Source organism: Lysinibacillus sp. fkY74-1 (assembly GCF_053165895.1).
On sequence record NZ_CP170173.1, the window covers coordinates 3,474,621 to 3,498,799 of the forward strand.

The 24,179-nt window shown below is 37.3% G+C and carries 22 protein-coding genes; 3 read left to right on the forward strand and 19 right to left on the reverse strand.

What is annotated here, in order from left to right:
- Positions 1 to 6: 6 nt before the first annotated feature.
- The 9 genes from ACE1MS_RS17035 to ACE1MS_RS17075 all read right to left on the reverse strand — a co-directional run bounded on the left by ACE1MS_RS17035 (position 7) and on the right by ACE1MS_RS17075 (position 9,961).
- Positions 7 to 498, reverse strand: a complete 492-nt coding sequence (locus ACE1MS_RS17035) for a YtxH domain-containing protein (protein ID WP_012295694.1) — start codon at positions 496 to 498, stop codon at positions 7 to 9.
- Between the two features lie 137 nt (positions 499 to 635).
- Positions 636 to 1,133 (reverse strand): DUF948 domain-containing protein, encoded by a 498-nt coding sequence (locus ACE1MS_RS17040; RefSeq protein WP_031418589.1) that lies wholly within the window; start codon positions 1,131 to 1,133, stop codon positions 636 to 638.
- A 108-nt stretch (positions 1,134 to 1,241) separates the two neighbouring features.
- Positions 1,242 to 2,555: a UDP-N-acetylmuramate--L-alanine ligase gene (murC, locus tag ACE1MS_RS17045; protein WP_031418588.1), complete on the reverse strand. Its 1,314-nt coding sequence runs from the start codon at positions 2,553 to 2,555 to the stop codon at positions 1,242 to 1,244.
- Between the two features lie 229 nt (positions 2,556 to 2,784).
- Entirely contained in the window at positions 2,785 to 5,913 is a 3,129-nt protein-coding gene (locus ACE1MS_RS17050; protein ID WP_447402504.1) for a DNA translocase FtsK, read from the reverse strand.
- Between the two features lie 263 nt (positions 5,914 to 6,176).
- Positions 6,177 to 6,791 carry a YtpR family tRNA-binding protein gene (gene ytpR / locus ACE1MS_RS17055; RefSeq protein WP_447402505.1) on the reverse strand — a complete coding sequence of 205 codons (615 nt, stop codon included), beginning with the start codon at positions 6,789 to 6,791 and terminating at the stop codon, positions 6,177 to 6,179.
- On the reverse strand, positions 6,788 to 7,612 hold the full coding sequence (locus tag ACE1MS_RS17060) for a DUF1444 domain-containing protein (RefSeq protein WP_012295699.1): 825 nt from the start codon (positions 7,610 to 7,612) through the stop codon (positions 6,788 to 6,790). The genes ytpR and ACE1MS_RS17060 overlap by 4 nt, the downstream gene beginning before the upstream one ends.
- Before the next feature lie 72 nt (positions 7,613 to 7,684).
- Complete coding sequence (locus tag ACE1MS_RS17065; RefSeq protein ID WP_036164672.1) at positions 7,685 to 8,203, reverse strand: hypothetical protein; 519 nt, start codon at positions 8,201 to 8,203, stop codon at positions 7,685 to 7,687.
- Positions 8,204 to 8,303: 100 nt separating this feature from the next.
- Positions 8,304 to 8,825, reverse strand: coding sequence for a DUF84 family protein (locus tag ACE1MS_RS17070; RefSeq protein WP_447402506.1), 522 nt, complete (start codon positions 8,823 to 8,825; stop codon positions 8,304 to 8,306).
- A 59-nt stretch (positions 8,826 to 8,884) separates the two neighbouring features.
- Positions 8,885 to 9,961 carry a M42 family metallopeptidase gene (locus ACE1MS_RS17075; RefSeq protein ID WP_012295703.1) on the reverse strand — a complete coding sequence of 359 codons (1,077 nt, stop codon included), beginning with the start codon at positions 9,959 to 9,961 and terminating at the stop codon, positions 8,885 to 8,887.
- Positions 9,962 to 10,125: 164 nt separating this feature from the next.
- Between ACE1MS_RS17075 and ACE1MS_RS17080 the strand changes: the two genes are divergently transcribed.
- Positions 10,126 to 10,440 carry a hypothetical protein gene (locus tag ACE1MS_RS17080; protein WP_008176726.1) on the forward strand — a complete coding sequence of 105 codons (315 nt, stop codon included), beginning with the start codon at positions 10,126 to 10,128 and terminating at the stop codon, positions 10,438 to 10,440.
- 57 nt (positions 10,441 to 10,497) lie between these two features.
- On the opposite strand, the gene ACE1MS_RS17085 is transcribed toward ACE1MS_RS17080, so the two are convergent.
- The 7 genes from ACE1MS_RS17085 to pepV all read right to left on the reverse strand — a co-directional run bounded on the left by ACE1MS_RS17085 (position 10,498) and on the right by pepV (position 17,925).
- Positions 10,498 to 11,724: a carboxylate--amine ligase gene (locus ACE1MS_RS17085; protein WP_012295704.1), complete on the reverse strand. Its 1,227-nt coding sequence runs from the start codon at positions 11,722 to 11,724 to the stop codon at positions 10,498 to 10,500.
- Positions 11,725 to 11,841: 117 nt separating this feature from the next.
- Positions 11,842 to 12,705, reverse strand: coding sequence for a YtnP family quorum-quenching lactonase (locus ACE1MS_RS17090; protein WP_031418585.1), 864 nt, complete (start codon positions 12,703 to 12,705; stop codon positions 11,842 to 11,844).
- 11 nt (positions 12,706 to 12,716) lie between these two features.
- Entirely contained in the window at positions 12,717 to 13,367 is a 651-nt protein-coding gene (gene trmB, locus ACE1MS_RS17095; RefSeq protein WP_012295706.1) for a tRNA (guanosine(46)-N7)-methyltransferase TrmB, read from the reverse strand.
- A gap of 96 nt (positions 13,368 to 13,463) precedes the next feature.
- Positions 13,464 to 14,402, reverse strand: coding sequence for a diacylglycerol/lipid kinase family protein (locus ACE1MS_RS17100; RefSeq protein WP_447402507.1), 939 nt, complete (start codon positions 14,400 to 14,402; stop codon positions 13,464 to 13,466).
- Positions 14,403 to 14,404: 2 nt separating this feature from the next.
- A complete protein-coding gene (locus tag ACE1MS_RS17105; RefSeq protein WP_012295708.1) occupies positions 14,405 to 15,406 on the reverse strand; it encodes a nuclease-related domain-containing protein in 1,002 nt (333 codons plus the stop codon).
- 230 nt (positions 15,407 to 15,636) lie between these two features.
- On the reverse strand, positions 15,637 to 16,491 hold the full coding sequence (dat, locus tag ACE1MS_RS17110; RefSeq protein ID WP_447402508.1) for a D-amino-acid transaminase: 855 nt from the start codon (positions 16,489 to 16,491) through the stop codon (positions 15,637 to 15,639).
- A 27-nt stretch (positions 16,492 to 16,518) separates the two neighbouring features.
- Positions 16,519 to 17,925, reverse strand: coding sequence for a dipeptidase PepV (pepV, locus tag ACE1MS_RS17115; RefSeq protein ID WP_447402509.1), 1,407 nt, complete (start codon positions 17,923 to 17,925; stop codon positions 16,519 to 16,521).
- A 356-nt stretch (positions 17,926 to 18,281) separates the two neighbouring features.
- Here pepV and ACE1MS_RS17120 point away from each other — a divergent pair, with 356 nt between their 5' ends.
- Both ACE1MS_RS17120 and ACE1MS_RS17125 read left to right on the forward strand, forming a co-directional pair.
- Entirely contained in the window at positions 18,282 to 18,503 is a 222-nt protein-coding gene (locus ACE1MS_RS17120; protein WP_004226074.1) for a DeoR family transcriptional regulator, read from the forward strand.
- A gap of 312 nt (positions 18,504 to 18,815) precedes the next feature.
- Entirely contained in the window at positions 18,816 to 19,985 is a 1,170-nt protein-coding gene (locus ACE1MS_RS17125) for an MDR family MFS transporter (protein WP_012295711.1), read from the forward strand.
- A gap of 58 nt (positions 19,986 to 20,043) precedes the next feature.
- On the opposite strand, the gene ACE1MS_RS17130 is transcribed toward ACE1MS_RS17125, so the two are convergent.
- From ACE1MS_RS17130 to ACE1MS_RS17140, 3 genes are all read right to left on the reverse strand, one after another.
- Complete coding sequence (locus ACE1MS_RS17130; RefSeq protein ID WP_012295712.1) at positions 20,044 to 21,561, reverse strand: GGDEF domain-containing protein; 1,518 nt, start codon at positions 21,559 to 21,561, stop codon at positions 20,044 to 20,046.
- A 164-nt stretch (positions 21,562 to 21,725) separates the two neighbouring features.
- Positions 21,726 to 22,439, reverse strand: coding sequence for a pseudouridine synthase (locus ACE1MS_RS17135; RefSeq protein WP_012295713.1), 714 nt, complete (start codon positions 22,437 to 22,439; stop codon positions 21,726 to 21,728).
- Positions 22,440 to 22,449: 10 nt separating this feature from the next.
- Entirely contained in the window at positions 22,450 to 24,063 is a 1,614-nt protein-coding gene (locus ACE1MS_RS17140) for a putative polysaccharide biosynthesis protein (RefSeq protein WP_031418581.1), read from the reverse strand.
- Positions 24,064 to 24,179 lie beyond the last annotated feature (116 nt).

The window sequence follows — 24,179 nt, forward strand, 5'->3', positions numbered from 1 at the left end:
TATGCATTATGCACGTACTTCTTCATTTGACTCTTTTGTTTCGTCTTTTTTCTCTTCTGCTTTGACTTCCTCGTTAGGAATAAAATCCTCTAGTGGTTCCTCGCCCTCAAAGGAAACCGTACCATCGTCAAAAACAGCAGGGGCCTTTGCCGTTTTTAAAGTTTTTACTTTCTCCACTAATTGTGTAGATTGTTCTTGAATTTGTTTAGAAAGTTGTACTGTTTTATCTTTTGCAGTTGTCGAGAAGTCTGCACTCTTATCTTTTAAATGAACAGCTTGTACAGCCACATCACTACGTAAATCTTTTCCTGATTTTGGAGCTAATAGTAGACCTGCTGCAGCACCTACAATTCCACCTACTAATGCGCCAATCACAAAATCTTTCATGTTTACACGCTCCTCTTCATAAATCGAGTCTTGCGGATGATAAAGCTGAGGCAATGAACTTTCAAGCTGTTTTTCCTTTACTTCATTAAAATTTGGCTTTTGTGTTGTCATGCAACAATTCCTCCCCATCATATTATCAATTTTGTCTGGACAGGTTGTCCATCTACTTTTTACAGAGGCATGTTCAATTTATGTCCAAGACTTTATTTTTATTCAGACAGTATCAAATACTTACTGAATAATTTTCACTATTTACGACCCCATTTTCTTTTTGGCTTTTCTACTTGTACCGTTTCAAAGCCATACACATCCTCAGATACAGATTCTTGCTCTATGATTTTGCGCTTTTTCCATTTATCAGCAATACCCATTGCAACATTGCTCCACTGTACTACTTGCGCAATTTTTTCTTCATTTTGTTCTACGCTTTTTGAAACAGAAGAAGTAATTTGCTGTACAGAATTATTTAAACCATTGACAGAATCACCAATACCTTTAACAGCTTGAACCACTGAATTTAACTGTTCAGATTTATGTTGAATATCCTCTGCTAAGCTATTTGTTTTGGTTAATAAAGAAGTCGTTTCACGTGTGACCCCTTCCATTTGTCCTTCAATACCTGATAATGTCCCAGATAAACTGCTTAAGATGGACTTGAGCGAGAATAATGTCATTCCTACACTCACACATAAAATTAAAAACCCGATTGCAGCGATAATAGCTGCAATATACAAAATCACTTCCATAAGTTGACCTCCTGCTAGTAAATTCTCTTTACTATTACTTTCCCTATCTTCGACAAAAAAAACGGAATTCCTGCTCAAATTTTAAAAAAACAGCTTAACCCCTACGGACTAAGCTGTTTCATCGTTTTTAAGCACGGCTTCAAAAGCATCTTGGAATTTATGAACATCTCCAGCACCCATAAATAAGAATACTGCGCCTTGATGTTTTGTTAGTATATCAATTCCTTCAGTGGTAATCACTGCACTGCCCTCGATTAATGACGCCAAATCTTGAATAGAAAGTGCGCCTTGCGTTTCTCTTGCAGAGCCAAAAATATCACATAAATAGGCTGTATCTGCAAGGCTTAGACTATCTGCGAAATCTTGTAAAAAAGCTTGTGTACGTGTAAATGTATGTGGTTGGAATATAGCAACTAGCTCACGATCTGGGAACTTTTGTCGCGCTGATTGAATGGTAGCACGAATTTCCGTTGGATGATGGGCATAGTCATCTATTAATACATTATCCCCTATATCTGTTTCGGTAAAACGTCTTTTTACACCTTTATATGTGTGCAAACGATCTTGAATAATGTCAGGTGAAATTCCTTCATATTCACATAGAGTAATGACCGCTAATGTATTTAAAATCGCATGATCCCCAAATAATGGAATAAAGAAAGTGCTATAAAATTCATTGCGAACAAAAACATCAAATTTTGTACCTTCTGTCGTTTTTTCAACATTACGAGCTTCGAAATCATTCTCTGAACCAAATCCATAATAAACAACTGGTACTTTTGCTTGGATACGCTGAAGTTGTTCATCATCACCACATGCAATAATAGCTTTTTTTACTTGTAAAGCTAATGATTGAAAAGCAGAATAGACATCCTCTATATTTGCAAAGTAGTCTGGGTGATCAAAATCAATATTTGTCATTACCGCATAGTCAGGATTATATGCTAAGAAATGGCGTCGGTATTCACATGCCTCCATCACGAAGAAGTCAGCATTTGCATGACCAGCACCAGTACCATCACCGATTAAATAAGAAGTTGGTTTGTAACCACCTACCACATGTGCCATTAAACCTGTAGTTGAAGTTTTACCGTGGGCACCTGTTATGGCAATGGAAATATAGTTACCGATATATTCTCCTAAAAATTTATGGTAACGAATAATCTCTACTCCGATTTCTCGGGCACGAATTAATTCTGGATGATCATCAGGAAAAGCATTACCTGCAATTACAGTCATGCCTTCTTTAATATTATCTGCATTAAATGTAAAAATTGGAATATTACGTTCACGTAACGGCTGCTCCGTGAAGAAATATTTATCGACATCTGAGCCCTGTACTTGTTCACCAGCATCAAATAAGATTTGTGCAAGTGAACTCATGCCAGAACCTTTAATGCCTGTGAAATGAAAAACTGTCATTAATTAAACCCCCCGGGAATTTCAATATCCCATCTATCATCTATTAGGTGTATCGTATTATTTCACGAATGATTAGGTATTAATACCTTCACAAGTATTAAAAAATACGTACTATTCAACACATCTTGTCTATTATAGCACTTTTTATGCATAAGGATAGATGTGTAACTTTTCTAAAAAAACTAATTTCGACGTAAATTAGTTAATGTAGACGAAATCAAGGCAATTCTTATTCAAACATAGTAATTAAATCTTCTTCTGTAATGAAACTTTCACGCGGCTTACTACCTCTTGCCTCTGAGATAAAGCCATGTGATTCCAACATATCAATTAAACGAGCAGCACGATTATAGCCAATATGATATTTTCTTTGAATCAATGACGTAGAAGCTCCACCCTGTTCAAAAACAAAACGACAAACATCTTCAAATAAATCATCCTGTTCTGCGGATACCTCTGTTTTCTTCAATAGTTCCTCTTGATCAAAAATATAATCAGGCTCTCCTTGTTCACGAACATGCTCGATAATTGCTTCAATTTCATCATCTGTAACAAATGTTCCCTGGAGACGTACTGGTGCAGACATACCGTTACCTAAATATAGCATATCGCCTCGTCCAAGTAACCTTTCTGCTCCCTGCCCATCCAAAATTGTACGAGAATCAATTTGTGAAGATACTGCAAAGGCAATACGTGTAGGAATATTGGATTTAATTAATCCTGTAATAACGTCTACAGATGGTCTTTGTGTTGCAACAATTAAATGAATTCCACATGCACGTGCCTTTTGAGCAATACGGCAAATTGCCTCCTCTACATCTGCTGGAGACATCATCATTAAATCGGCCAACTCGTCAATAACAATTAAAATATATGGCAATTTCAGGCTATGTTCATTATTTTTATCTGCAATTGTATTATAACGCGTAATATCCCTTGCACCTGCATGCGCAAACAGTTGATATCGACGTTCCATCTCCTCTACAGCCCATTTAAGTGCTGCTGTTGCAGCCTTCACATCTGTGATTACAGGGCTTACTAAGTGTGGGATATGGTTAAATGGTGCCAGTTCTACCATTTTAGGATCGATCAACATTAGTTTTAGTTCATGTGGTGCAGCTTTATATAATAAACTAACCAAAATAGAATTAATACAAACGGATTTACCCGAGCCTGTCGCACCAGCAATTAAACCGTGGGGCATTTTTCGTAAATCTAGTGTAACAGGCTTACCTGTTAGATCAAGACCTAAAGCTGCCTCTAACGGCGAATTTGATTCAAGGAAGGATGCGCTATTCGTCACTTCAGATAATCGTACAGCTCTTGATACTCGGTTTGGAATCTCAATACCAATCGAACTTTTCCCAGGGATCGGTGCTTGAATACGAATATCCTTTGCTGCTAAAGCAAGCTTTAAATCATCTGCTAAATTTCTAATCTTGCTTACTTTCGTACCGTGACTCACAGTAATTTCAAATTGAGTAACTGCAGGTCCCTGCATAATCGATTCAATTTGAGCAGAAACCTGGAAATAAGAAAGTGCTTCCACCAATGTATCACCCTGCTGCTCCATCCAATCTGTATCCTGTGTTTTTTCCTCTGGTGGCTCTAAATATTCGTCAGTAGGCTTTTGATAAACATGAACAGGTTTTGTTTTTTCCTCAACTGGTAGCTCCTGTTCTGCTTCTAAAACCTGTTGTTGGTTTTCCACAGGTTTAACTGGAGAATCCTCTACAATTTCAGGAAGAACTTCAGTAACTGAAATGACCTCTGCTTCTAGCTCTGTTGTTGCAGCAACTTCATCAGCATTAATTCTTTCAATTTCTATTGCATCATTCTCGGATACACTAGTCAAAGTTGTTACAGGAGCCATCGTAATAACCGCTACCGGACTTTCTGATTTAGTTTCTGTGTTAAAATCTCTGTCTTCTTCGTGTCGATGGCATTCAACATCTTCTTGACTACAAAAAGCAGATTGTGAATCACTTTCTTCCTCCAGCTGTGGTTCAACTAGCTGTATAGCATTTGAATCTATGCTCTCAGAAGGCGAGTGTTCCTCTTCTTTAGCTTCCGCCCCATCAATCAGCACATCTTCTACCGCTTCCGGATTACTTTCCACACGAATAGGTTGGACCACTTTCATTTGCTGTTGAATTCGCCATTTTTCTTTATCTGTTTTTAGCATTAGCACATTGAAAGGAATGCGACTTTTTTCTTCTTTTGGGATAGCATCTGATGATGATTGTTCATCAAGCTTCACCGGATGGTCCTCTTCATTACTCGGAGGCTGTACAACCGTTACCTCTCCAATATGAATGGTAGAATTTTCAATTTGGACTTGTTCCACAATCAATTCTTTAACATGAATCTCAGACTGATCTGCTGAAAGCTGTTGTATGGTTTGATCTTGCTTAGCAGCTTCCTTCACTTGATCTTCAAATGCCATGGCAAAAGGTGTGGTTTGTGGTACCACGATATCCGTGGGCGCACTGTCTGGTACATCCTTTTCTTCATCCAATACATCATCATCAAATGTAATAGGTTCAACAATCGGTTCATGGATTTCATGTTCGAATTCAACACGATGAGCTGTACTAGGCGGCTCTTTTTCTTCTAGTATATTTTCATTAGCCTCATTTGTTGTCGCTTCTTTTAATGGCTGATGAATTGTCAATAAATCAGAGGTCATCCTAGTTGTTTCTTGTGACTCATGTTCTTCTTTTCTTTTATCCAATAATTCATTAATAGGACTTGGTTTCGCAAACCCATAGACGGGTGAAGGTACGTCCGTTGGGATAAAGCGTTTACGATTTTCAAGAAAATCGCTATCTACTTTTTGAACTTTTTGTTCTTTCCACTCGAGTTTATCTTTTGGTACAGATGTCGTCTGAGGTATGATTGACTCTTCTCGATCTTGTGCATCTCGAAAAACTAAACTCGCTCTTGAACGATGTTCGTGTTGGACTGGTTGACTTTTCATTGTTGATTTTCTACCAGTGCGTTTTGAACGATTCGCTAACAAATCTCGAATCCCTGTAACATCTACATCGTAAACACTTGAATCAACGATATGTTGATTTAAATGCTTGGGTAAAGATAAATCCTCAATTTGCCCATAATAATCATCATTTTCTACCTGATCAAACATTTCTTTTTGGCGCGTTTGTGACACGACGCCTTCCTCATCATCGTCAATCAATGGGAAACGGAAAGTTTTTTGCTTAGTCATGGGTTGTTCTTGCTGCATATGTAGCTGTTCTGTTTGTTCCTCTTCGTAGTCCTCATAAAATTCTTCATACTCGTACTCATATTCATCTTTATTTAAAATTTTATTTATTTGTTTTTTAAACCAATTCACTTCATTTCACTCATTTCTCTTACACTTCATTTATAGCATTGTCTAATTTTCTTCAAATCAAAATAGCTCAATGTCTATATCAAAAGCATACCATAAAAACGATCGCGAAACTTGCATTTAGAGGCTCATTCTACACAAAAAAATCGTTATGTTACTAGCATATTAGTAACATAACGATTTAGGGATTTTCACCTTGACCCATTGGATAATATCATGATAAAAAACTAAACTTTTAATAACTTTATTATCAAAAGATGTATTTATTATTTACCTGATGATTCAAATGCACTACCAACGATAGCATCCTCAGGCAAAACTAAGATTCCTTTTTCAGAAGGAGCATTCGGAATTGCTAGCTCACGTGCTGAACAAAGCATGCCAAATGAATCCACGCCTCTTAAATTCCCTTCTTTTATAAGCATTCCTGAAGGCATGACCGCACCAATTTTTGCAACAACCACCTTTTGTCCCGCCTCTACATTTGGTGCGCCACAAACAATTTGTAAAGTTTCATCTCCAACGTTTACAGAACAGATACTTAATTTATCAGCATTTGGATGCTTTTCTTTCGTTTCTAAAAAACCTATGACAAACTTCGGAGAAAAGTCAACATCTAGGCTAATGCTAGCACCGTTCTTTTCGATTGCTGCAGCTAATTGTTCAACTAACACTGGTGTTACCTCAACTAATCCTTTTGCATCTGTTTGTATATATTGGCTCGCGTTAAATAAATTAAATGCTTTAATTTCACCAGTTTGAGCTTCTTTTAATATAGCAATATCCCCAGCACGTTCTACTGCTGTGTTCACGATAGACTCCGTTGCTAGTTGAACTAGTAATACATCTCCTACATGCTCTTTGTTGTAAAATACATTCATTGTTTTTCTTGCTCCTTTTTCACTCTGTTTTTTGCTAAGATAAAGATCGGTTCTAATTCCCCATCTTCATAAATAAAAGATAACGACGTAATCGGTACTGTACCGACTGCAAAGAAATGCATAGTCATCTGCGCTAATACATCATACCCTGTTTCATTCCGAATATCACCTATAATCAGCACATCTTGATGAGGCACAGACAATGTCATATCCCCCTCTATCTGAGTCCGCATATCTTTTAGAAAGCTCTCATTTAAAATTCGACTGGCATCATAGCCATCATTCATATTAACAAAATAAAAGATATTATCGGCGACCTCATCCTTTTTATAGGAAGTTGGTAATTGTTTTACTGAAAAACGTGCCATTTCACGAATTTGCTCTACACTTAATTGTAAAGCTTCTAGCATAGATTCATCGATAAAACGATAGGTTTTGCCTAAATCAAGCGCATAAAAGATGCGTGTTTCCGCTGTATGATCTGTTGTAATAAATGCATGGCCCTCTTTCGATGCTTGAGGATATGATGTGGCACGTATAACAGGATAAATTTGTGTAGTCATTTGAAAACCCTGTTCTTTTTCTTGTTCCATCGCATTAAAAGTTTGTGTAATCGTATACACAACTTCATCAATAGCTGCCTCTTGTTTATCATTGTATTTTGCTAAAATCCCAGGTAGTGAAAGCTCCATACCTTTTTCAATCGTTTTATGATTCAATCTTAATTTTTCGTGCTTTTTATCGAAATGAAAATCGTATTTCTCTGCGTTTAATCGTTTTTTTAAAAGCTCTACAAGTTGCTCTGATTTCAATTGCTTCATTCGTTCTCACATCCTGTCTTCAAAATGAAACGGTTCACATGTTTGTGAACCGTTTTGTTCAATCTTGTTTATTTACTTTATCTTAACCGAATGAACTATTTTCGTCATCTCTCGTAAATTATCTTCTATATGCTTTGCCTGAGAAATCGTGGTCATTTTCACGCCACCACTACTCACAATGAGCTCCATTTCATTCTCATCATCTGTTTTTAGTACCGCTGTAAAGCCAAAACGACCATCCTTATCATAAGTGGTTTCCTGAATGATTTTATCAGCTTCATTTTCTTTTAAAAGTTGATAATAAAGTTTACTATTTGGTGCCTCTCTATCGTTAATGAAAAGGATATAGCTTTCTTTTCCTTTTGAAATAACAATATTGTAAGCATCTGAACTATCTTCAACTTTAAAATTTGAAGGTAGGTAAAAATTAATATCTCCAATTTCCTCGGTATGTTCTTCAGGCTCTTCTGCAAAAACCGTTTCTGTGAATTGAAGCCCGTTGGCAATTTGCTCATCGATCGATTGATTGCAGCCAGAAAGCATCAGAAGTAACAGCGTCAGGCCAATAGCTTTTAGCCATTTATATGACATGTCTCTCTTCCTTTCTCTTTCACTACTAACTTTTTTCTATTTTAAAAAAATTATTAGGAAGATGCAACCTCTCCGCATACGCACCACTAATTCCATTTAACTATTTTTCGGGAAATGTGAACAAATATTGACCAACCAATAGTGATACAATATGCTCAAACATCATTTGTCGACTGACTAAACCTTGAGTGAAAATCCCTACTGCTCCAGCCCCCTGTCGAATATCTCTGCGCTGTGTATATTGCTCCATGAGTGGGCCAAGCTCTCCACCAGCTCTAATTTCCTGGGCAATTTCTTTTGGTAAAATAATTTGTGCACCTGCCGCTGTAAAAGTTGTCCCATCAGAGACTGTTAATGCACCCCAATTACATACATACATCTCGCCTTCGATTTCAGTGACACCGCCTTCCAAGCCAAAGGATAATGATGCATCTGTTTTTAGCATGGCATTTTTGGCGCGGTTGATGGCACCTAATCTCGTTTCCTCATTCGACCTAGGTTGATCTGACACTTCTGAAGCAGCTTTCACATATGTAAAGATTGTATCCACAAAATAATTTTGAGCAATAGCTTCAACTGCTTCAGTTTTCGCTTTATTAGTTGTTCCAATTGCTATTTTCATCAAACCCCTACTTTCTTTCCATAGAAAAAGATGCCTTTTACAGGCATCTTTCCAACTACTTATACATTAGCGCGAATAGACTCTAAAGTCGAACGATCTGCTTTTTTCACTAATTCAACAATTAATGCTTTAGCAGCAGCATAATCATCAATGTGAATGATAGACGCAGATGTGTGAATATAACGTGAGCAAACACCAATTACTGCACTTGGTACACCATCGTTCGCTGTATGTACTCGCCCAGCGTCAGTTCCACCCTGTGATACAAAGTATTGGTATGGAATATGGTTGGACTCGGCCGTATCTAAAATAAACTCTCTCATTCCACGATGTGTCACCATTGTACGGTCTAGAATACGAAGTAATGTTCCTTTACCAAGCTGTCCAAATTGATCTTTTTTACCTGAAGTATCATTTGCAGGTGATGCATCTAATGCAAAGAATAAATCTGGTTTAATCATGTTTGCTGACACTTGAGCACCACGTAAACCAACCTCTTCCATTACATTTGCGCCTGAATATAAATGAGATCCGAGCTTATCATTTTTGACTTCTTTCATTAATTCAATTGCTAAACCACAGCCATAACGGTTATCCCAAGCTTTGGCCATAATTTTTTTCGGATTGGCCATAGGTGTAAATGGACAAACAGGAATAATGGATTGTCCTGGACGAACCCCCATTGCTACCGCATCTTCCTTGTTGTCAGCGCCAATATCGATTAACATATTTTTTATATCCATGGGCTTAGAGCGCTCTGCATCCGTTAATAAATGCGGTGGAATAGATGCAATCACACCAGGGATAGCTCCATTTTTCGTATAGACTTCTACACGTTGTGCAAGCATAACCTGGCTCCACCAGCCACCTAACGTCTGGAAGCGGATCATGCCGTTATCAGTAATAGAAGTAACCATAAATGCTACTTCATCCATATGACCTGCAACTAAAATTTTTGGAGCATCCGCAACTTCACTATGCTTTACCCCAAAAATCCCCCCTAAATTGTCTTGAACGATTTCATCTGAATACTTTTCCAACTCAGATCGCATGAACGCGCGAACAGCGTGCTCATTACCAGGAGCACCTGGTAACTCTGTTAATGTTTTAAATAATTGCAATGTTTCCTCATTCATGTTGACTCTCTCCCCACGAAGTAGAATATTCTTCCTCGCCTATTGTAACATATTTATTTCCGAATTCGAAATATTGATACATTTCCTAAAACTGTTATCGTGTGAACGTGCATTCACTCTATAGGCTATGCTAAAATATAGGTACAGAAAAAGGAGGAAGATGTATGAAATTACGTGATTTTTTAATTGGTGTTGCAACTGGCTTAGCTGCCGCAGTCATTATTAAAGAAGCTAGTGAAAAAGTTTCTCCGTTCGTACCTGCAGGACAAGTACTTGAAAACATAAAAAAAGAATTTAAAAAGGATGCACCGATTGATGGTTCCTGGATTTTTATGAAAACAGAAGATTATACAAATGGTATCATTACTATTCCTGTCTATCGTGGAGGAATCTCACGTATGCATGAAGGTGACATGCAAACATTTGAATTTGCTGCTGATGCACGCTCAGGCGTTGTAGTTGAATTAACAGAGGTTTAGCGCTAAAAAAGAAGCAAAAGAAGCCATCTCCTTTTCAATTGAGATGGCTTCTCTTTATTATTCTGATAAACCTTTATTATTAAAGTATTTTTTATATTTACGATAGTAATTTAAGTTATTGAGTGTTAGCTTCACCCAACGCTTTGTATTCATATCTTCATTATAGTAAAGGGAGTTTGTGTATTTACCCTCGCTAATTAATTTTTTTGCCTCTAATTTAAGCTTTTCGTTCGATGCATATTTGAACAATACACCTTTTGGAATAATCATCCATAGATGTTTATCCTCCACATAAGTAACTTCTTGCTTAATGTTTAACATATGATCATCAGCAACATACTTCATTAAGTTATGTCCACTTGCCGTTACATAATAGCTGGAACGTCCATTACGTAAATTAATTTCAAACAGCTTGTACTGTTTATCACGAATATCGTATTTCATATCGAAATTGGCAAAGCCTGTATAGCCGATGTCCTCTAAGAAGAAACGTACTTGGTCCATTAATTCTTTATCGTATGTTGTTACGATAGCTGCATAACTGCCGATTCCTTCAGGTGAATGCTCTTCTAGAATAGGATTTCCTAGACACATTAGCTTCACTTTCCCGTCTTTGCCCACATAAGCATTAAGCACACGCATATAAGAATCATCACCAGGGATAAATTCTTGAATAATCATTGTATCTTGATAGCTTGAGCTATAAATCGCTTTTAAAATAGCTGTTTTTTCTGCCTCGTCATGCGCAACAAAAACTTTTTTCTTCCCTGGGAATTTACATGCCCAATATTCCACCGAATTTGACGCCTTTAAAATAATTGGATACTCGAATGGAGGTGTAAAATTTTCATAATTATCTGCTGTTACAGTCGTTGTCCCTGGATATTTAAAATCGTATTTATCACACATCTTGTAGAAATTCTCTTTAAGTAAAATTTCATCCATTAAAGATTCATCGATGTAAGGCACTGTGAAATGCTCCTGCAGCGCTGGCTTATTTTTAATAATAAGCTTAGCATAATCGTCACCACACGCTAATAGCAATAGCTTTTGATCAGCATATTGTTTTGCAACTTGTGCAAGCGCAGGTGCAAATACATCCTGCTCATTTAAACGGTCGATTTCTTGAAACTCCAGGATATGGCTATCTTGTGTTGCTGTTAAATGAGAACGTCCTAAGACAAGTGGTTTAATTCCATATGCTTCATAAAATGCACGGGCCATCCCATATGCATTCATATCTGACCCTAGTAAAACTGGTAAAAATGGTTGTTCAGCTGCCATGTTTATTTCAACTCTCTTTTATATTTTAGTTTCGTGTTTAGTGTATCATATTTTCCATCATCTTCACGAACAAAAAAGCGAGGTATCGACATTTTCATGTCAACTACCTCGTCATTGTTAGAATGTAATAACAGCTTGTCTACTACGTTCGAGCTTAGCCTTGATTTCTTTCCCCGTTTCATCCCATTTAATCATACGATAATAGGCATCATGGTAGAAAATAAAGCCATAGTTATTGGCAAGAGCTTCTTTCATAAGACGTTCTTTCGCAAAAACACTAGTCATTGGATAGTCATCATAAGCTAAAACCCATAATGGATTTTGATGAGCATGTGTAGGCATAATGTCTGCCATATGCAAAAGTACTTCACCTTGTTGAGTAAGTTTGATTACAGCATGACCTTCACTATGACCACCTGTATGAATCATTTCAATTCCTGGAGCTACTTCCAACGTACCTTCATAGGTTTCAACTAAGTGCTGTACAGGCTCCCAATTTTCTTTCCAGTACGTATTTTTGGAGCGAATATTTGGGTTACGCATCTCGTCCCATTCAATTTTTGTTACGAAAATTTTAGCGTTTGGGAAAGTAGGCACAAGCACATCATCTTGCCACTGAGTTAAACCACCAGCATGATCAAAATGTAAATGTGTCATTAGCACCGCATGGATATCTGCTGTCGTTAAACCAAGCTCTTGTAAACTATCCGCTAACGAAGATTCTTCTGTTACACCAAAGTTTCTTAGCTGTTTTTCATTTAATTTGTTAAAGCCAACACCCGTATCAATAAGATAGTTTCTGCCCTCATATTGAACAAGAATTGGTTCCGTTGGTAATTCAATTTGATTTTTTTCGTTGACTGGATATTTGCGCGACCAAAGTGGTTTTGGGACAACTCCAAACATCGCACCACCATCTAGACACGTAACACCCCCGTTAAGCCATGATAATGACATATTGTGAAACTGTAACTGATCCATCCATATTCCCCCTACAATTTAGTGATAAATTGCGACTCTAAGCGGTAAATCGGCTGTCCTTTCGCAGAGAATTTCTGCTCATATTCAGTCATCACATTATCCTCTGGCATGTTTGCATGTAGGTCGAGTGATACATACTTTAATAACATACCATATTCAGATATACTGATTAACGAAAATTCAAACAAACCACGGTTATCCGTTTTAAAATGGATTTCCCCATTATCCACCAAAATCGACTCATATAATTTCAAAAAATCCCCATGCGTCAAACGTCTTTTGGCATGACGTGTTTTTGGCCAAGGATCTGAGAAATTCAAATACACACGTGCTACATCATTTTTATTAAAGAATTTATTTAAATCCGCGCCATTTACTTTAAGTAAACGTAAATTCGCTGGAGATTTTGCTTCTAGAACTTTCTCTAATGCACAAACGATTACACTATCATAAAGTTCGATCCCAATATAATTAATATCTGGATTTTGCAAAGCCATTCCCGTAACAAACTGTCCCTTCCCAGTACCAACTTCAATATGAATGGGGTTGTTATTTCCGAAAACAACCTGCCAATTTCCTTTAAAGTCTTCAGGATTCGGAACGATTACCTCTGGATGATTTGTAATCATTTCCTCTGCCCAAGGCTTATTTCTTAATCTCACTGTTGTTCCTCATTTCTTTCTTATAAAATTATTGATTTTTTATAGTATAACGTATTCCTCTTACATTCGCATAAAATTATTGCGCAATGATATTATTTAAGAACTCTTTGTCGTAATGTTCCATGCCTTCTGTTGCACTGTACAGTGGATGTTAGTACCCTGATGGACACGTCCGCTATAATTACCATCCATATGACAATCAACCTTGTGATCATCATTCACGATAATATCGAAATGTTGTCCTTGTAAAAATGTGATTTCTTTAAACTTCGTATGCCTTTCAAAAAAAACAGTAACAAAAATAAGTAATAATTTTAGACGAGAAATATCATGGACAATTGTAATGTCCATTCGGCCATCATCTGCTTTTGCGGCTGGTGATATTTTCATACCTCCGCCGAAATAAGGCTGATTGCACATGGCGACAAACCATGCTCGTTGGAATTGCCACTCTTGATGATCAGAACGTATGGTGACGTTAAAACATTTAAAGCTAAATAAGCCTCTAATGACAGCAACAGCATACGATAGCTTACCCAATCCTAATTTATTGAGGTAAAATTTAAGGCGTGATGTATTAATCGATTTTGTGACATATGCATCAAAACCAATGCCAGCATTATTGACAAAGAATTCATCCCAGCTATCGCTGAGCTGAATGTTCCCTGCATCTATTTGTGTATATGCCATGGTAGAAGCCATTACATAGTCCTCGATTTGCTGAGCATTGTAAAATGTAGGAAACGAGCGAGCAAAATCATTACCAGAGCCAGCACGAACCACACCCAGTACTAACAATTCATTATGTACAACAGCACTAAACACCTCATGGATGGTACCATCTCCACCAACAACTATAAGTAACTTTGGATTCAGCTGTTGTAATACCCATTGTTTGGCAATCTCTCGTCCATGTCCTTCATATTCCGTAAAAGTCACTTGATAGTCTATCGTTAGGTGCTTTTGAAGTTGAGTCCAAACTTTCTTCCCTTTTCCGTTCCCGGCAGCTTCATTGACAATAAATAGAATCTGCATACTTAGTCCTCTGTTGTTTGTGATGCTTGCTGCCAAATATCTCGATTAAACGAAGTGGTTTGTACAGTATTTAAAATTGTTTGAGCCGCACGTATTTGCATATGCTTCATTGGAGAAGAAACCTTTCGCAAATGCTCCATCCATTCTCCGTAATTACGGCGATCAACAAAACGAACCCCATACGGTGAACCCGGATAATCAAAATAACCATTCCGCGTTAGTACAACTTTACGAATGGGCATATCTATGTTTTCTTCTTTAAATAATTGAGATAGTACCGACTCCATACGTGCTAAGTTTATCGTTGGATTCAAAACTTTTAAGTCCTTTGTTCCTACTTTTTTCATCCAAAAGCGATCACTGCCACCAACATATACAGCTTGATTTTCTGCTTCTAAAACGGTAATACAAATACACTCCGTCGGAGACATTAATACGACATCAAGCTCAATCGGTGCTTTTCTGATTTGTAGGATAGGATAATAAAACAACAAAAAATTATCTGGTAATGTTTGTAACAAAGTACGTAGTAACGAATCACGCATGAAGCGAGGATCTACATATGATTTTTCACGTAATGTTGAGCTAGCCCATTTCATTTGGAAATGGAAGAATTGATCAATAAACATACGCTTCAGTTCATGGATGGATTGTGGAGCATACACAATCTTAGGTTCAAATGTTAGTGTTGTTTCTTCTTCTGGAATAGTATCCTCACTACTTATGAGTTCGTTTGATATTTCTATATCTTCAACATCTTCTGTTTCTTTTTGTCGTCCAGTAAATATTTTTTTTATGAAGGAAAATCGCTCTTTTTCCTCTAAAGTATCCGCTTCTGTCTCATTATCAATATGTTGCCATTCGCTTATATCTTCGCCCAATTCCCATTGACGCTTAATACGGTCCCATTGGCTTTTCTTCAAGCGTACAAATTGTGTAGGATATCTTGCTAAGTCAATTTGATAGCGAGAAATATAATCTTGTATTTTTACTAATTGTGCCATGTAAAGGTCACTCCATTCTTACTTACCATCTCTTTAGTTCTCTTTTTTCTCGATCCCTTTTGTAAAAAAGAGTCTATGCATTCTTATGTATTCATTACATCGACATTTGCTCTACAAATTTCAATCTGTAAGATTATTCTACTATCCTTTTTATTTTACATGACGAGACCCAACATTACACCCATAAATAAAGAGAACTATCCATACAGATAGTTCTCTACAAGGTTCTTTTATTTGGTATTCATTGAAAGTGGTAATTTCGCTTCAAATGATTGCTGTAATTGACGAGTCCATTCACCGGGAACTCCAGCCCCAATTTGGTTGCCGTCCACATCAATGACTGGCGTAACCTCAGAAGATACAGACGACACAATGATTTCATCCATTGTTAGTAAATCAGCTTTCGTCATTGGCTCTTCGTTTACTGGTAAATTAATTTCTTCCGCACATTTTAAAATGACTTGACGTGTAATACCATTTAAGATGAAATTATTAGCTGGATGTGTATAAAGTTTTCCATCTTTAATTCCGTAAACATTAGCTGAAGAGCATTCTGTCACGATATCTCCGCGATGTAAGATCGCTTCATAACAACCTTTCTCCGCAGCTTCTTGTTTTGCTAATACTGCACCAAGCAAGTTTAAAGATTTAATGTCACAACGCAACCAACGAATATCCTCAACAAAAGTGGCTTTAACACCTTTTTCAAAGTTTTCATATGCACGTTCACCCGCTTTTACATTTCCAGTTAATACAGCAGGAATACTTGCATCCGGGAAAACGTGATTACGTGAATTAGCCCCACGAGTGATTTGAAAATAAACATGTCCTGTTTCTAGATTATTCTTTTCAATTAGCTCATGTAGTAACTTGTGTAAAACATCTTTTGTATAAGGGATAACAAGGCGAATTTTTTCGGCGCTCGCATAGAAACGATCAATGTGCTCTTGTGCTGTAAACATATTTCCGTTATAAACTTTAATTACTTCATAAATACCGTCACCAAACTGATAACCTCTGTCTTCTGGTGAGATTGCAATAGATCCTTCTTCAACAATTTGATCATTCCATAATGAATATGCCATTTTCCGTTCATCCTTTTCGTCTTTATGTTATTTTTTTCCCGCAAGCTCAACAATTGCTTCCGCATAAATAGCCGCTGCTTTTACAAGATTTTCAATCACTACAAACTCATCCGCCCGATGCGCCACATCCTGCTCCCCAGGGAATAGCATGCCAAAGGCCACGCCTTTTTTCAGCACACGTGCATACGTTCCACCACCTGTAGATAATAACGGTGTTTCTGTATCTCCTGATTGACGTCTATAAATAGCCGCTAATGTTTGGATAAATGGATCATCTTCACTGACATAATGGGGCTTGGAGTCGTCTTGAATATCTAATGAAAATCCTCTTTTTACAACTAAACGTTGAGCGTCCGTAATTTTTTCATCGAATGGATAGGACACAGAATAGCGCATACTAATCACTAAACTGCCACCTTTACTGACATCATAGCTAACAATGCCTGGATTTAATGTTGTCTGACCAGACATGGCATCCTCGAATTGCAACTCAAGCTGATGGCCATAATGATCCTGATAAAAAACATCTGCGATAAAGTCGACAAATTGCTTACTTGACTCAGTCGTCAACTCTTGTTGTAAAAACGCAGCAAGATAAACAGCTGCATTGATTCCTTTTTCTGGTTCCATTGCATGGGCTGCTTTACCTTTGATAGTTATTATATAGCGAGAGTCCTCCATTAATAAAGAGCCATCTAGCTGATTTTTGCTTAAGAATGTTTGAAAATTCTGTTCGAATTCCGCTGAGGCATGCTGAATTGAGGCTTCTGCCAAATCTGGTACCATATTTGGACGCTTTCCTGCATTAAATAATAGTAGTTGTTCTTTCGTTACATCACCTACTTTATTTTGAGAGAACACAAGCTCTGCAATGCCTTTCTCAGCATTAATGAGCGGGAAATCTGCATCGGGGGCAAAACCGATTGACGGCATTTCCTCCTGTTTGAAATAGTGGTCGACACAGCGGAACCCTGTTTCTTCATCCGTACCAATAATCATTCGCACTCTTTTATCTAATTGAATACCTGCATCCTTGACAAGCTTCATGGCCATCCATGCCGCAACTGTAGGGCCTTTATCATCAATTGCACCACGTGCATACAGCCTACCATCAGCTACAGTACCGCTAAATGGCGGGTATGTCCAATCAGCTTCATCTCCAACTGGAACAACATCAACATGACATAAAATACCTAATAATTCTTCACCTGTACCCATTTCTATATGTCCAGCATAGTTATCAACATTTTTCGTTAGTAACCCTTCTTTTTGGCCCTTCGCAAGTAACCATTCAAGCGCTTGAAGTGGACCATTACCAAAAGGTACCTCAGTAGTTTTCGTATCCTCATCAAGAACACTATTAATTTGCACAAGCTCCTGTAACTCTTGTACTAATTCATCTTGCCTTTCTTTTGCAGCCTGTAACCAATCCATACCATGTACCTCCTTCAAGTAGTAACATTATTCTACACCTTACAACATATATGACAATCCTCTTTCTGACAACTATTTTCAGTAACTTCTACTGACACTACCACATATAGCATGTTTTTCACGTATTCCCACAAAATACAGTGAAAATTTTATGTTTCTATTGTAAATTTCTCTTGCATTCACTAGAAAATCATGTAGTTTTTCTATATAATGAAGTTATCAGAATAATTGTTCTGACATAAAAATTAGAAAAGGGGATGTCTAAGGCAGCTACTTAATAGCCTAAGTGCACTCCGCACATATTGTCGTCCGCTAGTCTTTGCCAAGAGAATTAAGATGAAGGAGTGGTTCATTTAATGAAACCAACTACTGATCGAATGCTTAATCGTATTAAAGACGTGTACATGTTTATTTTAGACAAAGGAACCGTGTCTACACAGGATTTAGTCGAAGAGTTTAGTATCACTCCTCGCACCGTTCAAAGAGATTTGAACGTGTTAGCCTTTAACGATTTGGTGACGAGTCCAAGTCGAGGCAGATGGACAACGACGAAGAAAAAAGTAAAATTGACGTCTTAGTTTTACGTAGAATGCGTAAAGCATTGTGTATGGAAAAGAATGACCTTTCGTCGGGGTCATTCTTTTTTTGTTGTTAGAAGATTATTAGATAATTTTTATCGTGTTGAATCGGCAGGGAAATAAGCTAACAAATTGAACGGTCTTCTACGTAGTAGCTCTGTCTCATTTTTCTCTTTTAAATGAAGTGTAGCTCGTTCAGTCATTTAGTTTATTTCACTGACGTGTATCTCTAGAGAATATTTTGACTATTTACAGTTGCTTAACAATCCGTTAAACTCGAAACATTCTAAATTGTTGAGAGGAGGGCTTTATATGAAACTGTCAAATTTGTTTCATCCATTAGTTTGGATTATTTTAGGTGGAACAGTTTTCACACGGATTGCAAGCTTTATGGCAATGCCTTTTTTAGCTATTTATTTACATAATGAAATTGAAGCCACTCCTTTACAAATTGGATTGACAATTGGTATTGCACCCCTTATTTCCACTGTTGGCGGGTTTTTCGGTGGATATTTAACGGATCGTTTTGGAAGGAAAAGTGTCATTCTAATAACGATTATAGTGTGGAGCCTCGTATTCTTTGGCTTTGCCACTGTCCATACGGTTTGGTTATTTATTCTATTCAACGCCTTGAATGGTCTTTGTCGCTCATTTTTTGAACCTTCCACTCAGGCATTAATGATTGATTTTACACCTGCTGATAAACGGAAAAGACTTTTTTCATTACGTTACACGGCCATTAATATTGCCGCAGTCATTGGTCCAATAATAGGCGTCTATATCTCTCAGTTAGCAAGTCCTAGTATACCTTTTATGCTAACAGGTATTATGTATATAATTTACGCTGTATTTTTATTTTTCGTGTTAAATCGTTATCAAATGCAACAACAAAAAGCTGTAACTCAAACAAAAATATTGCATACCTTCACAATCCTTTTAACAAATCGTGTGTTACTTAGCTTTATTTTTGGAGCAATCCTTATCAATATTGGCTACTCTCAATTTGATTCGACATTACCACAAGTTATTGAATTAACCGTTGAAAATGGGACAAAATTGTATTCCCTATTGATTTCACTCAATGCAGCGGTCGTCTTATTATTACAATTGCCTATTAGTATTGTGTCTGAACGATTTTCATCCTCCGCCACTCTATTAGTCGGTATTCTGTTTTTTGCTATCGGACTATTTATGTTTGGGTTCTCTAGCAACTATACACTCTATATCATCGCGATGATTATTTTTACAATTGGCGAAATCTTTGCCTTCCCTACAATGAATGTCATGATTGATGAAATTGCGCCTGACACCCAAAAAGCGACCTACCTTGGCGCTGCACAATTTAAAAATTTAGGGGGCTTTATAGGACCCATTATTGGAGGTTGGCTATTAACGCACTATATGGGTGCCATGTTTGCAATTATTGCCATTCTTGTATTATGTAGCTGTATCTTTTATCGATCTAAAACATCAACACATTAAAAAACGCTCCATATCTATAAAATAGCTCACCTTGCTATCTATAGTATGGGGCGTTTTTTTAAATCTTGGTATCTTCGACCTCTGCCACTTCGACAAAGCTAGAATATTGGTCTTTACCAGCATTTTTCGATTGATAGAGTGCTCGATCTGCTCGTTCAAATAAGCTCATTTCTGAATCTTCGGGATGATGATAGATAGCCCCCCCCATACTCACTGATAGAACGGACCATTTTTGAATGGCATGATCTTCCAATTTAAGAGTCCTTATTTGCGTCAAGATAGCATCTGCTACCTGCTGCATATGATGCTCTGTTGTATCGTACAAAACCATGGCAAATTCATCGCCACCAAATCTTACGACAAATCCGTCTTTTTTCACTACTTTTTTTAGGATTTTGGCTGTTCCAATTAGGATCTGATCGCCTTCCGCATGGCCAAATTGATCATTTACTTGTTTAAAATTATCCAAATCGATTAACAATAGTCCAGGTCTATTTAATTTTCGTTTCTTTAGTAAGCTATCCATTTTTCGAATATAGGTCGCTCGATTATAGACACCTGTTAACGGATCAAAAGTGGCGAGATGGATTGTTTTAGAGAGTATTTTATTGATAACTAACAGCATGACAAAGGCAGTTATTAAAGCAATGGTTAATAAAACCCAAAACTGTTTTGTGTTTTTTTGAAGCGCTTCCATTTTTGTGAAATTAGCATACTTCACATAAACAATTCTGTGGGAAGACTCCCCTCTGACCGTCTCTGCTTCATATGGTAAAAAAAGATGCGTTTCCATATAACCCTGATTAAATGCTTCTTGATACTCGACAGGCTGCATCTTCTTCCTTGCTAGCTCAAAATATTTCTGAAACTGTTCGGATTGTTCTTGAACGGTTATCCGCTTCGATTTTGAATCATTAAAGAAAACCCCACCAGCACTAATCGTTTGCACTTCTACTAAATCAACATATTTCGCTACCAAATATTCTGAAGTTTTTTCAAAGTTAAAGGTTTGAAAGACTGGGTTTTTCAATAAGTCTATACTTAGTTCAAGTAGATATTTCTTATCATGTGTCGCAAGGTAGGCAAATTTTCGGTATTCTCCTGTCGTTGTGGAAATGTCTATTCCGTCTGTAAAAAATTCTCCACTCGCACGCCGTTCATCCAATAAGGCAGAAAAACGTTGACAGCACTTAGAAAAATTGAAACCTATATCTTTATCAAATGTTGTGTATAACACTGTATTAGTCTGATCTAATATGTATATATCCATATCATGTTTATTTTTCAATTGTTGTAAATCCCATGTAGCAACATTAGGGTTCTCACGATAATAGTTTTTTAAAGCTCTAAGTGCCTGCTCCATTTCGTCTGACATATTTGCATCAAAATATAAGTGCGCATTATCTACAGCTCGCATATCTGTAAGAATATGATTTTCTATTAACACTCTATTTCTGGCTACTTGTTCTTCTATATCGTCAGCTAATATTTGCCTATTCACATACGAAATCACAGCAACAAGTATGACTGCAAAAGCTATTAAAGATAGTAATAATTTAATTCGCAGGTTCTTCATTTATTGGCCCGCCCTCTACTTATTTTCACCATCATTTTTTGGAAATATCTTAGAGAATGATACGTTTCTTCACTATATTAAGATAACACATTACATATTATACAGTTACGGTTATAAGGCTGTATATAAAAATCCCCGATGCTAAGTCAGCACCGAGGAACATGTTAAGGGTTATTTTGTAAGCAGTCTAATTCTTCTACAGTTAGCTCACGATATTCACCTAGCTCCAGTTGATCGTCTAACTTTAGATTCCCCATAGATATACGTTTTAAATAGGTTACGCGTTTCCCTACAGCCTCGAACATTCGCTTCACCTGATGAAACTTGCCCTCCTGAATGGTTAACTCAATCTCAGATTGTGGTGCAGATTTGAGAATGACAAGCTTTCCAGGCTTTGTCATATACCCGTCATCTAGCTCCACACCATTCGCAAACTTCTCTACGTCCTCTTCCGTTACAACACCTTCAATATGTGCGTAATAAACCTTTGGCACATGTTTTTTAGGAGACAATAAATTATGAGCTAATATGCCATCATTCGTTAATACCAGTAAGCCTTCTGTATCTTTATCGAGTCGGCCAACCGGAAAAGGTTGAAAATGCTGGTCTACTGGCTCCAGTAAGTCAATAACTGTTTCATCTCTTAAATCTTCTGTTGCAGAAATAACACCTGGTGGTTTATTCATCATAAAATAGACAAACTCCGTATAAATGACACGCTCTCCATAGACGGATACATTTTGCTGTTCTGGATCTACATGCATGGCAGCATCCTTGACAGAAGCACCGTCTACTGTGACAGCTTTTTGCTTTAATAGCTGCTTAACTTCCTTGCGCGAGCCATACCCCATATTTGCAAGTAATTTATCTAAACGCATCTTACCACTCCTATTTCATTCCCAGCTTGCTCATAATACGAGTCAACCGTTCACCTAATAGCTTCTGTGCTAAACCTATACGAAGTGACAAGAAGCCGTAGACAGCCACTCCAACAACTGCACAAATAACTGAGAACAGTAATGCAGAGAATTTACTATCGACAGGACCCATTAGTAATTCTAGTAGCTTATGCACAATCAACACACTGATTGCCATTGCCATCGTCAATAATGCAATTAACAGGACTCGCCGAACGACCATTTCTGATCGATAATTTAATGTTTTACGTAGCACAAGTATATTAATAAGAATTGATACACTATACCCGATAGCAGTTGCTACAATTGCACCATCTGCCTCCAACAAACGAATTAATGGGATATTTAACGCTAGCTTAACGAAAATACCTGATAATAAGCTGAAAACAATCCATTTTTGAAAATCAATTCCCTGTAATAGGGCTGCTGTGACTTGGAATAACGCAAATAAAATGGCCACAGGTGCATAATGGGCTAAAATCATCGCACCCATTTCACTTTCGGAATAAAGCATAAAGTAAATCTCATTTGCTAACAGAGAAATACCAACCACTGCTGGCAATGTAATGAAGATTAAAATTTGATAGGTTTTATCCATCGCATGACGCAAGGATAAATATTCACCCTGTGTGTAATATTTTGTAATGGTTGGGACAAGTGCCATCGAAAAACCTGTTGCTAGCATGACAGGAATGATAACTACCTTATGTGTCATAAAGTTAATCATCGATAAATAGGTATCTGTCACCTCAGCCAAGCCAATAGATGTCATGGCCCCGTTAAAAGTAAGCATATCGACTAATTGGAATAGTGGATTGGCTACACCTACAAACACCATTGGTATGGAGTAGGTAATAACTTCTTTATAAATATTGGACATTGGCAGCTGTGTAGAGGTTACACTTTGACTGCGTAGTAAGTTAAATTCAGGCTGATATTTTTTCCAATAATAATATAGAACACCTAAGCCACCAATTGCTCCGATAAAGGCTGCAAATACGGCAAAGGAAATGGCTGTCTCAGGTTTACCTTTGAACACAACAACCACGATAAAGGAACCACCTAGTAACACGACAATTCGCACAATTTGCTCCACTAATTGTGATACAGCGGTAGGCTCCATTTTGTCATAGCCTTGGAAGAAACCTCGCCAAAGACTCATAAATGGTACAACGATTAAGGCAAAACTAACCCATCTTATAACCGATGCAATCTGATCTACTGTAAAAACTTGTTCTTCACTCTTAATAACCAATCCCGCAATAGGCGTAGCAAGGAAGAAGAGTGCAATAAATGCTGCAAAACCGGTCATCATCATAATGATTATGCCCGATTTCATCAGTTTACGACCTGATTGATAGTCCCCCATTGCATTGTATTTAGAAACAAATTTAGAGACGGCAATGGGCGCACCTGAAATGGCAATTGCCAGCATAATAGAATAAGGGATGTATGCATACTGATAGAGCGCGATATTTTTCTCTCCAACAATTGCATAAAACGGGAAAATATAAATTAATCCGAGCACCTTCGATAAAAACATCCCCAATGTTAATATCGCAGTACCTTTCATTAAATTGGACATCATACCCATCCATTCATTGTAAAATCAATATTATAGAAATACTCAAAAGCTGACCTATAAATCTTTTTATTATTTTTTGAAGTAACAACATACAAGCGCTATAGCATGTATGTTTC